The sequence below is a fragment of the Pectobacterium peruviense genome, from assembly GCF_003312355.2.
In the GTDB taxonomy this organism is placed as follows: domain Bacteria; phylum Pseudomonadota; class Gammaproteobacteria; order Enterobacterales; family Enterobacteriaceae; genus Pectobacterium; species Pectobacterium peruviense.
Genome location: NZ_CP161826.1, coordinates 3,599,279 through 3,614,441 on the forward strand (window position 1 = coordinate 3,599,279; position 15,163 = coordinate 3,614,441).

The 15,163-nt window shown below is 48.7% G+C and carries 8 protein-coding genes; 1 reads left to right on the top strand and 7 read right to left on the bottom strand.

All coding sequences use genetic code 11. The features are described from left to right. Nucleotides 1-90: 90 nt before the first annotated feature. The 5 genes from DUT67_RS16325 to ushA form a co-directional block, all read right to left on the bottom strand. Nucleotides 91-2,244, bottom strand: a complete 2,154-nt coding sequence (locus DUT67_RS16325) for a carbon starvation CstA family protein (protein WP_113627424.1) — start codon at nt 2,242-2,244, stop codon at nt 91-93. A 291-nt stretch (nt 2,245-2,535) separates the two neighbouring features. Beyond that, nucleotides 2,536-4,530: a discoidin domain-containing protein gene (locus DUT67_RS16330; RefSeq protein ID WP_113632861.1), complete on the bottom strand. Its 1,995-nt coding sequence runs from the start codon at nt 4,528-4,530 to the stop codon at nt 2,536-2,538. A 164-nt stretch (nt 4,531-4,694) separates the two neighbouring features. Then, nucleotides 4,695-6,725, bottom strand: a complete 2,031-nt coding sequence (locus DUT67_RS16335; protein WP_113632862.1) for a discoidin domain-containing protein — start codon at nt 6,723-6,725, stop codon at nt 4,695-4,697. Between the two features lie 159 nt (nt 6,726-6,884). Continuing rightward, nucleotides 6,885-8,894: a discoidin domain-containing protein gene (locus tag DUT67_RS16340; RefSeq protein ID WP_113632863.1), complete on the bottom strand. Its 2,010-nt coding sequence runs from the start codon at nt 8,892-8,894 to the stop codon at nt 6,885-6,887. A 233-nt stretch (nt 8,895-9,127) separates the two neighbouring features. Further along, a complete protein-coding gene (gene ushA / locus DUT67_RS16345; protein ID WP_113632864.1) occupies nt 9,128-10,777 on the bottom strand; it encodes a bifunctional UDP-sugar hydrolase/5'-nucleotidase UshA in 1,650 nt (549 codons plus the stop codon). A gap of 688 nt (nt 10,778-11,465) precedes the next feature. Between ushA and ybaL the strand changes: the two genes are divergently transcribed. After that, nucleotides 11,466-13,151, top strand: a complete 1,686-nt coding sequence (gene ybaL / locus DUT67_RS16350; RefSeq protein ID WP_048259168.1) for a YbaL family putative K(+) efflux transporter — start codon at nt 11,466-11,468, stop codon at nt 13,149-13,151. A 113-nt stretch (nt 13,152-13,264) separates the two neighbouring features. Here ybaL and hemH read toward each other — a convergent pair whose 3' ends face one another. Together hemH and adk are read right to left on the bottom strand one after the other, a co-directional pair. Continuing rightward, the gene (gene hemH / locus DUT67_RS16355) at nt 13,265-14,227 is read right to left on the bottom strand and encodes a ferrochelatase (protein WP_113632865.1); all 963 of its coding nucleotides are present in this window, start codon (nt 14,225-14,227) and stop codon (nt 13,265-13,267) included. Nucleotides 14,228-14,449: 222 nt separating this feature from the next. Next, nucleotides 14,450-15,094, bottom strand: coding sequence for an adenylate kinase (adk, locus tag DUT67_RS16360; protein WP_048259159.1), 645 nt, complete (start codon nt 15,092-15,094; stop codon nt 14,450-14,452). Nucleotides 15,095-15,163 lie beyond the last annotated feature (69 nt).

Consider the following 15,163-nt stretch of genomic DNA (forward strand, 5'->3'; position numbering starts at 1 on the left):
ACGTTATACATTATACAGGGTATCTGTACCCGTCATCTTTCACGTTCAACCTTGCAAGCTGTCTCGCAAAATCTGACGGGCGCGTGTGGCTTAGTGACCGGAAGAAACTTTCACGCCACCTTCAGGAACCGGAACATACGGCGTTTCCTGATCGGTACGTTCAGCCACTTTACGTGCAGCCAATGCCGCCTTGATACCGTACGCGATAATGCTGTACACCACGATCAGGAACAGAATGCTCAGACCAGCGTTGGTGTAGTTGTTAGTCACGATATGGTTCATGTTCGAAATCTGCTGCGCGCTCAGATCGGCACCGCCTTCTGCAATTTTGCCCTTAAACATGTTCGCCATGTAGAAGAAGCCTTCCAACTGTGGGTTGTCGCTGAACAGTTTCAGACCCAGCGCCCAAGTGGTACAGATCAGCAGCCAAACCGCAGGAACCAGCGTTACCCAAATGTACTGCGTACGTTTCATCTTAATTAGGATAACAGTACCCAGTACCAGCGCTACCGCAGCCAGCATCTGGTTAGAGATACCGAACAACGGCCACAAGCTCTTCACGCCGCCCAGTGGATCAACCACGCCTTGATACAGCAGGTAGCCCCACAGACCGACGCAGCCCGCCGTACCGATCATACCGGCAATCAGAGAATCAGTTTTCTTCAGGAAAGGAACGAAGTTACCCAACAGATCCTGCAACATGAAGCGACCGGCACGTGTACCCGCATCCAGTGCCGTCAGAATGAACAGCGCTTCAAACAGAATACCGAAGTGATACCAGAAGCCCATGTTGGCACCAGGAATGATCTGGTGGAACACGTGTGCGATACCGACAGCCAGCGTTGGTGCACCGCCTGCGCGGTTCAGAACAGAAGGTTCACCGATGTCTTTCGCCGTTTGCATAATCTGCTCAGGAGAAATCACGAAGCCCCAGGAGCTAACGGTCGCCGCCGCGTGTGCGGATACGTCCTGCAACTGTGCCAGAATCATCGGCGCATCCGCCGTGCCCAGTCGATGCAGATCCGGCATCGTAATACCCAACGCTGCTGGCGGGGTATTCATCGCGAAGTAGAGACCTGGTTCAATGATAGACGCCGCAACCAAAGCCATGATCGCCACGAAAGATTCCATCAACATCGCACCGTAACCGATGAAACGTGCATCTTTTTCGTTAGCCATCAATTTCGGCGTAGTGCCAGAAGCAATCAGCGCGTGGAAGCCAGATACAGCACCACAGGCGATAGTAATAAACAGGAACGGGAACAGCGTACCTTTCCAGACTGGGCCGGTACCATCCACAAATTGCGTTACCGCTGGCATTTTCAGATCGGGATTCAGGATCACGATACCAATCGCCAGACCGACGATGACACCAATTTTCAGGAAGGTCGCCAGATAGTCACGCGGAGCCAGAATCAACCATACTGGCAGCAATGCGGATACGAAAGCATAGCCAATCAGCGTATAGGTGATGGTCGTATCTTTGAAGGTCAGCGCTGGGCCCCAGTACGGGTCGTGTGCAACGACACCACCAAACCAGATTGCCAGAACCAGCAGCACGATCCCCATCACCGAGATTTCACCGACTTTACCCGGACGGATAAAGCGCATGTAGACGCCCATAAACAGCGCGATCGGTACCGTAGAACAAACGGTAAAGACGCCCCACGGGCTTTCTGCCAGCGCTTTCACCACAATCAGCGCCAGTACGGCAAGAATGATGATCATGATAAGGAAGCAGCCGAACAGCGCAATCGTACCCGGTACAGGACCGAGTTCTTTCTTAACGATTTCGCCTAACGACGCACCATTACGGCGGGTCGAAATAAACAGCACCATGAAGTCCTGCACGGCACCCGCCAGCACTACACCGCCCAGCAACCATAAGGTACCCGGTAGATAGCCAACCTGCGCGGCCAGCACCGGCCCGACCAACGGACCTGCACCTGCGATAGCGGCAAAGTGGTGCCCGAACAGGACGTTACGGTTCGTTGGTACATAGTTAAGGCCGTCGTTATTAACAACGGCAGGTGTTGCTCTGGTCGGATCCAACTGCATGACTTTTTGTGCGATATACAGGCTGTAGTATCGATAGGCCACGAGGTAAACGGCGACAGAAGCAACAATAATCCATAAGGCACTGACATGCTCACCGCGACGTAGTGCAACTACGCCCAGGCAGGCAGCCCCAATGATTCCAAGAATCATCCAGGGGATGTGTTTAAGAATGGAATTGTTCTTCATAAGACATCCTTCAATTAAAAATCACAATCGTTTGATTTTGTTAGCGGTAGAAAAATAAACCCTGGTAAAGCGCCGTGCGATAACGCAAGTCATCGCGTATTTCAGATAAGGAAGATAGTGGCGGCACGGTACGTCATCGCGTACGCGCGTAGAGCGGGTATTTGGGTAGGCGGCAGAATAGCGTGCTAAGCGGTTAGAATGACGTAGTGAGTGGCGGGAGAAAAATTGGACGACATCAAAAGAAAAGGCCGCGACATTCGCGGCCAGTAGAATGTTGAGTATCGTGAGCGATTACGGAACCTGATACGCCAGTTTGTAATTGCCTGCCGTCGCGGTGCGGAATGTCACGCTGTCGGTGCGCCAGCGGATTTCCACTTCCGCAGGGGATTGAACTTTCCAGCTAGACGCCTCGTTGACGTTCAGCACCAGTTGGTCAATGGTCGCAACATCTTTGGCTGGGTCGGTGATATCAAGCGCGAACGCAAACGCGAGAACATCCGGCACGCCATTGTTTGATGAGAACAACTGCGTCCACTGTGATGCAGTAATCCCACCGAGCTCAGATGGCGTCATACCATCAGCAATCAACGCCGTAGCGCCTGCCGTATCTGCTGACAATGCACCAACATCAACCCACGCCCCGCTCCGCAAGACATGCCAGTTAATCAGATCTCGCGTCACGGCGACGCGCACTTTGCCGTTGCCCGTCTGCGTTGCTGTTAGTGTTGCGGCATTGATTTTTGACCACACGGCAGACGTCAGTGATTTTTGAATAGCAATCTGCGTATAAGGAATATACGACGACCGTAAATCAATTTGAGCACTACCAACAATCTTGATTGGCAGCAAATCAGAGATTGATTCATTTGAAATCCAGCCTGAATGAGTAAACCCACTATCAAAATCAGCCGAGGAAACCTCAGTCAGTGAACCATTATTTGCAGAATACCATTTACCCTTGCTGCTAATTAAAACCTTTTCAGACTGAAATAGGTTAAATTTCTTTAATGTCAGGTAGTTATTGTTATTGCCACCAGCGGTAATAAACAGCCGAAAACTCTTATATCCCTCCGCAGGCGAGAAATTATAGCGGCGGACAGCGCCGAGCGTATTATTGACATCATTATTTACAACATGTAAGTCATCCCAGCTTGCCCCCCCATCATTAGAGCCCTGAAAAATCCAGTCTTTCGGACCATTATTATAAATGACCGTTCTGTTAGCAAAGCTATAACCGGAAATTGTTGTTGGAGTTGGTAGATCAACCCTAATCCAGTGAGGATTGGCTACAGTCGCAGCATTTAACCCTCCCCAACAATCATATTCATTACTAGATAAATTATTGTCATTATCAAATGCAAAGTAGGGTAAAAATTGAGGTCTGGACATATCACTGGCACTAATGACATATCCGATTGGATTTGTATTTGATGTCATTTTCGGAACAACAGATTTTGCAACAACGGAAAGATTAATCGACTCTCCATCAGCTCGAACTGGTGCAGAATAAATGCCATCATGGTTATTAAGCGTGAATATATCGCCGGTATATTCATGCATTGCGCCATCAAAAATAACCGCATTGGTCGCATTGTAATTCGGCTCACTTGATGCATTAAAGTCATCAACCACATAAGTCTGATTCGCCGCACCGGTTTCTTCTTTCAGCGCATGCGCCGCGAGATTAAATGCATTTTGTGGGCGAATGCTGAACGCATGATTTTGTCCTGCCGTTGCGCCCAGGCGTTCGGCGACGATATAGCCCGAACCGCCGCTGCCGGAACCACCAGCAGCACTGATGATGGTTTTCTCATTCACCGGGTTATAGCTCAGCGTCACACCCGCCCCGGCTTCCAGCGAGGAATGGACGAGCTGTTTCGTTTTTTGCGTGTAGTCGGTGATTTCTGATGTGGTGTGAGTGTGCCCTACCGCTGCTACACCCATTTGCGCTGGCGTTGGTGAAAAGTCACCGCTACCTAACAACGATTGACCAAAGAGCGTGCGGATATTCGTTCCAGAGATTAATTCAGCCTGCTTCGCATTCCAGACTGCTTTTTCATCCGGTGTAACAAATTTTCTGGTGGCAGTTTCGGTAATCTGCTCGGCGGTATAATCACCCGCTTGTGCGGTTACAACGCCAGTGCGTCCGAATACGGAGGAAACACCCGAAACACCGGGTTCTTGCCCGTCTCCGTTATTTGAATGGCAGCAAGAGTGAGGATTAACGGTACATGTTGATTTTCCTGTACTGTCACAGACATTAATTTCAATATTTACGCTTTTCATTATTTTGATAACTCCATTGATAAAAGGAATTGTAAATATCACTTATTTGACCCGTGTATTATTTCAACGTGCTTTACTAATCTGATACCTCCTTCTCTATAAAATTAAGAATAAAAAAAGGCCGCGATATACGCGGCCATTGGAATATTTAACCTGGTGAGCGATTACGGAACTTGGTAAGCCAGTTTGTAATTACCCGCAGCCACAGTACGGAATGTCACGCTGTCGGTGCGCCAGCGAATTTCCACTTCCGAAGGTGACTGCACTTTCCAGTTAGACGCCTCGTTGACGTTCAGCACCAGTTGGTCAATGGTCGCAACATCTTTGGCTGGGTCGGTGATATCAAGCGCGAACGCAAACGCGAGAGCATCCGGCACGCCATTGTTTGATGAGAACAACTGCGTCCACTGTGATGCAGTAATCCCACCGAGCTCAGATGGCGTCATACCATCAGCAATCAACGCCGTAGCGCTTGCCGTATCTGCTGACAATGCACCAATATCAACCCACGCCCCGCTCCGCAAGACATGCCAGTTAATCAGATCCCGCGTGACGGCGACGCGTACTTTGCCGCTGCCCGCCTGCGTTGCCGTTAACGTTGCGGAATTAATTCGTGACCATGAATCAGTTGATGTTAATAACGTCTGAATGACTAATTGCTCTAATGGTGTATATGTTGTGCGCACACTAATCTGCCGATCAGAAATCAGTTTTACAGGAGTAGTAAAAATAGGCAGCGTCGTATTTAATGAATCGATTTTCGATACACCTAACAGATCTATTTTTTCTGGGGTCAACTCTCCAGTGATTTCAGTCAGTATGCTTCCAGAGAAGCCATAGTTTTTCCCACCAGTATGGATGACAAACTTTCCATTTGGTTGAAAAAATTTTAATTCTGAAATAGTGACATATGGGCTACTACCATTAATAGCTGTAATTAACAGACGGTAACTTTTGTAACTAGCGACTTGTGAGAGAGTAAAATTCCTTATCGCACCAGGTTCATTATTCGCGTCATCGGTAACGGAATGTAAATCATCCCACGTTACACTCTTATCATTGCTGCCTTGGAGTTTCCACGTTCGAATATTCCCCATATCCAGTTGACTACGGTTGGTAATTTGATAACCACCGATGACCTCTTCCGCTGGTAAGTCGATTTGTAGCCAGTGGGGACGTTCAATAGAAGGTACCCATGTACCATCAGTTCCCCAACAGTTGGGTGGCGGACCTGAATTGTTAGATCCATCAAACGCGATAAAAGCTTTATACATCCCTAGAGATTCATTAGATGCACTCGCTGTATAACCTACTGGCAATGTATTAGATGTCATAAAAGGAATAACGGACGAAGAAAAATCAGCCATTACCGCGATATCTAATTTCTCACCATCCGATTTTACTTCAGCAGAGTAAAAACCCTCATCTGACATTAATTGATAGTTTGAACCAGTATAAAGACTGGCCATGCCATCAAAAATAACTGCACTCGTCGCTTTGTAATTTGGTTCACTCGACGCATTAAAATCATCAACCACATAAGTCTGATTCGCAGCACCCGCTTCTTCTTTCAGCGCATACGCCGCGAGATTAAATTTATTTTGTGGACTAATGTTGAACGCGTGATTTTGCCCTGCCGTTGCGCCCTGACGATCGGCGACGATGTAGCCAGAGTTGCCGCTGCCGGAACCACCGCCCGTTGAACTAATTACCGTTTTCTCACTCGCAGCGTTATAGCTCAGCATCACGCCTGCTCCTGCTTCCAGTGAAGAATGGATGAGCTGTTTTGTTTTTTGCGTGTAGTCGGTGATTTCCGATGTGGTGTGAGTATGCCCTGCTGCGGCTACGCCCATTTGCGCTGGGGTTGGTGAAAAATCACCACTACCTAACAACGATTGACCAAAGAGCGTGCGGATATTCGTTCCAGAGATTAATTCAGCCTGCTTCGCATTCCAGACTGCTTTCTCATCCGGTGTAGCAAATTTTCTGGTGGCCGTTTCGGTAATCTGATCGGCGGTATAGTCACCGGATTGTGCAGTGACAACACCAGTCCGTCCAAATACGGAGGAAACGTCAGAAACACCGGGTTCTTGCCCACTTCCGTTATCGGAATGACAGCAAGGATGAGGATTAACGGTACATGTTGATTTGCCTGTACTGTCACAAACATTGATTTCAATATTGATGTTTTTCATAGTACTGATGGCTCCATTGATAAAAGGCATCAGAAGTGTCGTTTATTTAGAGAGAGTATTATTTTAAAGCGTTTTAATAATTTATTCTTTTTATATAAAACCAAGATGAAAAAAGGCCACGATATACGCGGCCGTTGGAATAGGCAGTAGAGAGAAGAATTACGGAACCTGATACGCCAGTTTGTAATTACCCGCCGTCACGGTACGGAATGTCACGCTATCAGTGCGCCAGCGGATTCCCACTTCCGCAGGTGACTGCACTTTCCAGCTAGACGCGTCGTTGACGTTCAGCACCAGCCGATCAATGGTCGCAGCGTCTGCCACCGGATCGGTGATATCAAGTGCGAATGCAAACGCAAGCGAGTCCGGTACGCCATTGTTTGATGAGAACAACTGCGTCCACTGTGCCGCAGTAATCCCACCAAGCTCGGCTGGCGTCATACCATCAGCAATCAACGCCGTTGCACCTGCCGTATCTGCTGACAGCGCACCAACATCAACCCACGCCCCGTTCCGCAAGACATGCCAGTTAATCAGATCTCGCGTTACGGCGACGCGCACTTTGCCGCTGCCCGTCTGCGTAGCTGTTAAGATTGCGGAATTGATTTGTGACCATGATCCACCAGGGAGCAGAGAGCGTTGAATTGATAGCTGGGATTGTGGTGTGTAAAGAACGTCAACATGTATTCCCTCCCCTGAATATATATTACTGGATGGGTATTGTTGGATATTTCCTGATGCGATAAAACCATCACGAATAAAATCACTGGCACTGGTTGGAGCAGGAACATTTGACAAAATTCCATTTCTCACAGTAAACCATTGATCACCCGCTTTAAGTAACATCTTTGAACCGGTGAACAACGATAATTCTTTGATGCAAACAAAATTATCGCCGCCATTCGATGCTGTGAACAATAATCGATACGACATGTATCGCCCCGGAGTCGATACTGTAAATCGGCGAATAACGCCCGATGTGTTGTTTTCATCGTTTGATACAGCATGCAGAGTGGCCCAGTCATTATCGTTATTACTCCCTTGTAATTCCCATGACCTTGGATTTGACAGCCCAGCATATACACGGTTTGTTATCGCATACTCAGTAATATATTGATGGTCAGGGAATTTCAAACTCAGCCATTGAGGGTTACTGTCTGTCGGCCTCTGATTCGATGCCCAGCAGTCACGCACGTTATTGGGGCTAGAATCATTTCTATCAAATGCGATATATGCAGGATACGATGGCGAATATATTGAAGATGCCGATGCAATATAACCGCGATCAGAGTCTGCCGTCATTACGGGTACAATTGACACACTGGGTAGACTAATAGAGACAGCACGATTACCCGAATTCACCTCCGATGAATAAAAATCACCGTTCTTAACAAGCTCAACACTTCCGCCAATATTCGGATATATTTTTCCATCAAAAACAACATCATTTGTTGTTTCATAGTTAATTTTGCTCGACGCATTAAAATCATCAACCACATAAGTCTGATTCGCAGCCCCAGTTTCTTCTTTCAGCGCATACGCCGCAAGATTGAACGTATTTTGTGGGCTAATGGTAAACGCGTGATTTTGCCCTGCCGCTGCACCCTGACGTTCGGCGACGATATAACCAGAGTTACCGCTGCCGGAACCACCCGTTGTGCTAATTACTGTTTTCTCACTCGCAGCGTTATAGCTCAGCGTCACGCCTGCCCCTGCTTCCAGTGAGGAATGGATAAGCTGCTTTGTTTTTTGCGTGTAGTCGGTGATTTCTGATGTGGTGTGAGTATGCCCTACCGCTGATACACCCATTTGCGCTGGCGTTGGTGAAAAATCACCGCTACCTAACAACGATTGACCAAAGAGCGTGCGGATATTCGTTCCAGAGATTAATTCAGCCTGCTTCGCATTCCAGACTGCTTTTTCATCCGGTGTAGCAAATTTTCTGGTGGCGGTTTCGGTAATCTGATCGGCCGTATAGTCACCGGATTGTGCAGTGACAACGCCAGTCCGTCCAAATACGGAGGAAACACCAGAAACACCGGGATCTTGCCCGTCTCCGTTATTTGAATGGCAGCAAGAGTGAGAATTAACCTGAATCGGGGGATTAACAGTACATGTTGATTTACCTGTACTGTCACAGACATTAATTTCAATATTTACGCTTTTCATCGTGCCGACTACTCCGTTAGTGAGGGTGTATCAGGAGTATCGTTTATTTGGTTGGTCTGTTATTTTAAAGCACTTTACTAAGCATAAGATTATTTAATCAATTAAATCAGTAAATTAGATTTGTTCCATGTAGGTAATTACAGGCTTAGATGCAGTATGACTTCTCGGGATAGCGCCCAGAAAAATGGCGGTATTGTCATCGGTCGAGAGACAAAAACCGCCATGATTATTAATTACTTATAAACAATCTCACCTTTCGGGGCATAGGCTTCCGCATCCAGCGGAGAATGCTTCTCGATGTACTGCTTCAGTACTTCAGCATCAACAAAACCGGTGTTCACATAGCCCGGCAGGTTATCAAGACGCGGATAACCATCACCACCCATCGCGTTAAAGTTCAGCGTTGCCATGCGGTAAACTTTATCGGCCTGCAACGGTTCGCCTTTGATTTTCACGTTCTGCACACCCTGCCCGTCTGCCGTCAGGCTGACGTTAAGGAATTGCGCATAGGCACCGGAATCCACCTTTTTATTGGCGGCTACGGCCAGATATTTCTCGACGTCGCTGCCTTTCATATTCACGTAAACCAGCGTGTTGGCAAACGGCTGAACTTTCAGTACATCTTTATAGGTGATATCACCCGGTTCAATCGAATCACGGACGCCGCCGCCGCTCATAATGGCAAAATCTGCCTCTGCACGCTCAAGTTGCGCAGACAGCAGCACGTGTGCCAGATTGGTTTGACGGAAACGCACCTGATTGCGATCGCCTTCCAATTTGCCTTTCACGCTACCGATCTTGATACCCAACTGCGCCTGTCCTTTTTCCTGGAACGGCGTCAGCATTTTCATGACGTCAGAATCCTGCATGATTTCATGCGTATAGAAGACACGTTCAGTTTTGCCGTCTTTCTCTACCTTTTTCTTCAGGTTGATCGGAATCAGCTGATAATGCTCAAGTTTCAATTCACCATTGCGGAATGTGAAATCAGCACGACCCACATATTTACCCCACTCATGCGCCTGAACAATCCAGGTACCATTCTGGCGATCGGGAGCACAAGGCGAGCCAGGCACATAATCCACCTGCTTTTTGTTTTCCTGCGCCATACAGACCGGATCCTGCGAGTGACCGCCGACAATCATGTCCAGATAGCCAGCAGGCAAGCTACGCGCCATTTCCACATCACCCGGTGCATTAGAGCCATGATTACCATCGTCATAGTGCCCCATGTGCGTCGCGGCAATAATCACATCTGGCTTTTCGCTCTTACGCAATTGCTCAACAACCTGTTTCGCTTCCGTCGAAGGATTACGGAATTCGATATCGGTAAAATACTCAGGATTGCCTAATTTGGCCGTATCATCCGTTGTCAGGCCGATAACCGCGATTTTCACACCTTGCTTATCGAACAGGGCATAAGGCTTGAATAACCGCTTATCGGTGCTTTTTTGGTAGATATTGGCCGATAACAGTGGGAATTTTGCCCATTTCTCCTGCTGACGCAGTACAGACAGTGGATTATCGAATTCGTGGTTGCCGAGCGCCATCGCATCATAGCCAACCATGTTCATACCACGAAAATCGGGCTCCGCATCCTGCAAATCGGACTCAGGCACGCCGGTATTAATATCACCGCCGGAAAGCAGTAATACGCTGCCACCTTTACTCGCCACTTCCTGACGAATCTGATCGACCAATGTTTTTTGCGCCGCCAGACCATATTCGCCGTGATCGTTATGCCAGAAATGGCCGTGGTGATCATTCGTATGCAAAATAGTGATGGCGTATGTTTTGTCTTTTTCCCAAGCCATTGACATTACAGGCGTTAGCGCTAGCGATACCGCCATCGCACATCCCAGAGCTTTTATTGAAAAACGCATGATAAATCTCCGTTTATTTTAAAGACTCAGTGGAACCACTGAGAAATTCATCGCACAGACTATAATTTATCGCACAACTTAGCACAGCCAGATGAACAATGCGCGAAGCGCATTCACGCTGTCCATCAGCAATGTGCGATAGGCAAAAAAACCATATTAGGTATAGCAGCTGTAGTGATATCACGCTGGCCTGGTGCCATCGTCACGCCGTCATAAACTCTTGCTAATATGGATGCTTCATTGGAATAACCTGACATCACGCCGTTTATCCTCTGTTTTCTGAGGATTTTCGCAGGTGGATAAATTTATTCCGCTGAATACACAGAAAAGCAGTAAGGCATTACAGCCTAGAACATCACGCCATCAGAATAATTACGCATGTTTATCAATGCTTATCGTGAGAAACCATCCCTAAATCTGTGTTACACTATCTTTAACTTGAGAAGGTGATGTTTTTCATAAAATACCACTTTTATCCAAGCAACATTTCGCTATATGCAATAGAATTTGTGTATACCCAGAATATATTGGCGTTGCAGCCAGACAGCAAACGAACGAATCCCAATGCGCTTTTCGGTACATAATAAGAGTGATAAGGGTACGTAAGCGCCGCTAACCACGCTGTAGCTTCAAGGCAAGAAGGGTAAATCCGCTCAATTACGTTTCACCTATGGCACAAGGAGTTGGGATGCATGCTGCAACACCGCTAATTTCTACTATTGCTGGGGGGCTGGTTCTTGCCTTCATCCTTGGTATTCTGGCAAACCGCCTACGTATCTCTCCCCTTGTTGGTTACCTTGCCGCAGGCGTGCTTGTCGGTCCTTTTACTCCCGGCTTTGTTGCCGATACCTCACTAGCATCAGAACTGGCTGAACTTGGCGTAATCCTGCTGATGTTTGGCGTCGGTCTGCACTTCTCGCTGAAAGACCTCATGGCGGTAAAGTCTATAGCCATTCCCGGTGCGATAGCCCAGATTGCTGTGGCAACGCTACTTGGAATGGGGCTATCCACCATGCTGGGCTGGAACCTGGCGAGCGGCCTGGTTTTTGGCCTCTGTCTATCAACCGCCAGTACCGTGGTTCTGCTACGTGCGCTGGAAGAACGCCAGCTTATTGATAGCCAGCGTGGCCAAATCGCTATCGGCTGGCTGATCGTAGAAGATCTGGCGATGGTGCTTACGCTGGTTCTGCTGCCAGCCTTTGGCGACATGATCGGGGCTGAGCATGCTGACACCAGCAAGCTGCTGGCTGATTTAGCCTGGACCATCGGTAAAGTCATCGCGTTTATCACCCTGATGATCGTGGTAGGTCGCCGTCTAGTGCCGTGGGTATTGGCAAAAAGCGCCAGCACCGGCTCACGCGAACTTTTCACGCTGGCAGTATTAGCGATGGCTCTGGGTATCGCCTTTGGCGCAGTGAAACTGTTTGATGTCTCCTTTGCACTGGGCGCATTCTTTGCCGGTGTGGTGCTGAACGAATCTGAACTTAGTCAGCGGGCAGCTCACGATACGCTGCCGTTGCGCGATGCCTTCGCCGTGCTGTTCTTCGTTTCTGTCGGCATGCTGTTTGATCCGATGATCCTGCTGAACGACCCAATTTCCGTGCTTATCACTCTGGCAATCATTGTGTTCGGTAAGTCAGCCGCTGCTTTCGCACTGGTTCGCCTCTTTGGTCACTCAAAACGGACAGCGTTGACGATTTCTGCCAGTCTGGCGCAAATCGGCGAATTTGCCTTTATTTTAGCCGGACTCGGCATTGTGTTGGGGCTGTTGTCCGAAGAAGGTCGAAATCTGGTACTAGCTGGTGCCATTCTCTCTATCATGATAAACCCGCTGCTGTTTACGCTGCTTGAACGCTATCTGGCGAAGAACGAAACAATAGAAGAGCAGATCGTAGAAGAAGCCATCGAAGAAGAGAAACAGATTCCTGTCGATATGTGCAACCATGCTCTGCTGGTCGGCTATGGTCGCGTTGGTAGCCTGATTGGCGCCAAATTGCATCAGGCAGGCATTCCCGTGGTAGTCGTTGAGAATTCACGTACACGCGTCGATGCCCTACGTGAGCAAGGCATTAAAGCCGTATTGGGCAACGCCACAAAGCCTGAAGTCATGGATATTGCTCGTATCGACTGTGCTCGTTGGCTATTACTGACAATTCCTAACGGCTATGAAGCCGGTGAAATCGTCGCGGCGGCCCGTGAGAAACGCGCCGATCTGGAGATTATTGCTCGCGCGCACTATGACGATGAAGTTAGCTACATTACCGAACACGGTGCCAACGAGGTGGTAATGGGCGAACGGGAAATCGCTAACAGTATGATCACGCTGCTGAAGCTGGATGAAATCCCACCAGCACCTCAGGCGTGTCCTATCTAAGCCGCTACAGGCTGAATACAAAAATGGCGGGCACATTATGCCCGCCATTTTTTTACGCTGTCAGGTGCAAGCACAATGCTTTCAAGCACCGCCAGACAAAAACACTCTCTTCTCTACTCGGCTTTTCCAACTAACTGTTCCAACAGATCGATGTGCAGCGGATCGTCATTGAGTGCGGGAATATAGTGGAATGCCTCACCACCAGCGTGCAGGAAGATTTCACGATTCTGTTCTTCAATCTCCTCCAACGTTTCCAGACAGTCAGCGGCAAAACCGGGGCACATAATCTGAATGTGTTTGACTCCCTGCGCAGGTAGCCCCTTCATGGTTTCATCTGTGTAAGGCGTCAGCCAGGGCTCACGGCCAAAACGAGACTGGAAGGTCATCATTATTTTACCTTCCGGCAACCCCAGTGCGGCAATCAGCGCCTCTGTGGTCGCTCGACAGCGCTGCGGATAGTCATCCCCTTCATTGGCATAACGCACCGGGATGCCGTGGTAGGAAATGACCAATCTGTCCGGTTCGCCATGTTCAGCAAAAGACTGCTCAACACGGTGCTTCAACGCCGCAATATAAGCAGGATGTTCAGCGTAATCACGGATAAAGCGAATCGCAGGCAACTGGCGATTATCACGCAGTTGCGCAGCAAGCCCATCCCACACGGCGGCGGTCGTTGAGCAGGAATATTGCGGATACATGGGCAAGACCACCAGTTGCGTTACACCTTGCGCCAATAGCTTATCCAGCGCTGAACGCAAGCTGGGCGAACCATAGCTCATACCCAGCTCAACCGGCGTGTCTGGCATACGTGCAGCCAGCGCCTGATGCTGTCGACGGCTAATCACCAACAGCGGCGATCCCCCTTCCATCCAGACCGATTGATAGAGCTTCGCCACTCGTGGGGAACGAATTGGCAGGATGATACCGCGCAGCAGCGGCCACCATAGCAGACGCGGCGTATCCACAACGCGCCGATCGCTCAGAAACTCTGCCAGATAACGCCTCACCGCCTGCGGCGTCGGGGCATCGGGTGTCCCTAAGTTCACCATCAGCACGCCGTATTTCTCTTGTTTCATCGCCGTCTTCCTTTTATGGAGAAGCAGGCTTTCTTTCAGCCCGCCAGTGCGTAACATCAGATTCCTATTGTAGCGAAAAAAAGCTAAACAAATACGGGTAGATAACAAGGGTAATACCGATGCTACTAATAGAGGAAAATAAACAAGAGAGGGTTTCAGAACGAAAAAATGCCAGACAATTGTCTGGCATTCAGAGGGTGGAATCCGGTTCGCTTAGAAAAATCAGCCCAGAATGGTTTCCAGTTCTGCGCGAACTTCTTCCACTTTACGCGTGCCTTCCACTTTGAAATAGCGCGTGTTGCCTGCGTCAGCTTCTTTCTGATAGTAAGAAACCAGTGGCGCAGTCTGCTGATGGTACTCAACCAGACGCTTGCGCACGGTATCTTCCTGATCGTCCTTACGAATGCTCAGATCTTCGCCTGTCACATCGTCTTTGTCTTCAACTTTAGGCGGATTAAATTTTACGTGATAAACACGACCGGACGCCGCATGTACGCGACGGCCAATGATACGATCGATGATCAGTTCGTCAGGAACTGCGAATTCGATAACGTAATCCACATCGATGCCAGCATCTTTCATAGCATCGGCCTGCGGAATGGTACGTGGGAAGCCATCCAGCAGAAAACCGTTACGGCAATCGTCCTGTGCGATGCGCTCTTTAACCAGAGCAATAACCAGTTCATCAGTGACCAGTTTACCCGCGTCCATGATTTCTTTAGCCTGCTTGCCCAATTCAGTACCGGCTTTTACCGCTGCACGCAGCATGTCACCCGTGGAAATCTGCGGAATACCGTATTTTTCCATGATGAATTGAGCCTGAGTACCTTTGCCTGCGCCCGGAGCGCCCAGCAGAATAATACGCATCGCGTAAATCCCCTTGCTATGTAATATTTATAAAATAAATTTGAAAAACGCTGAACCATACCATTCCAG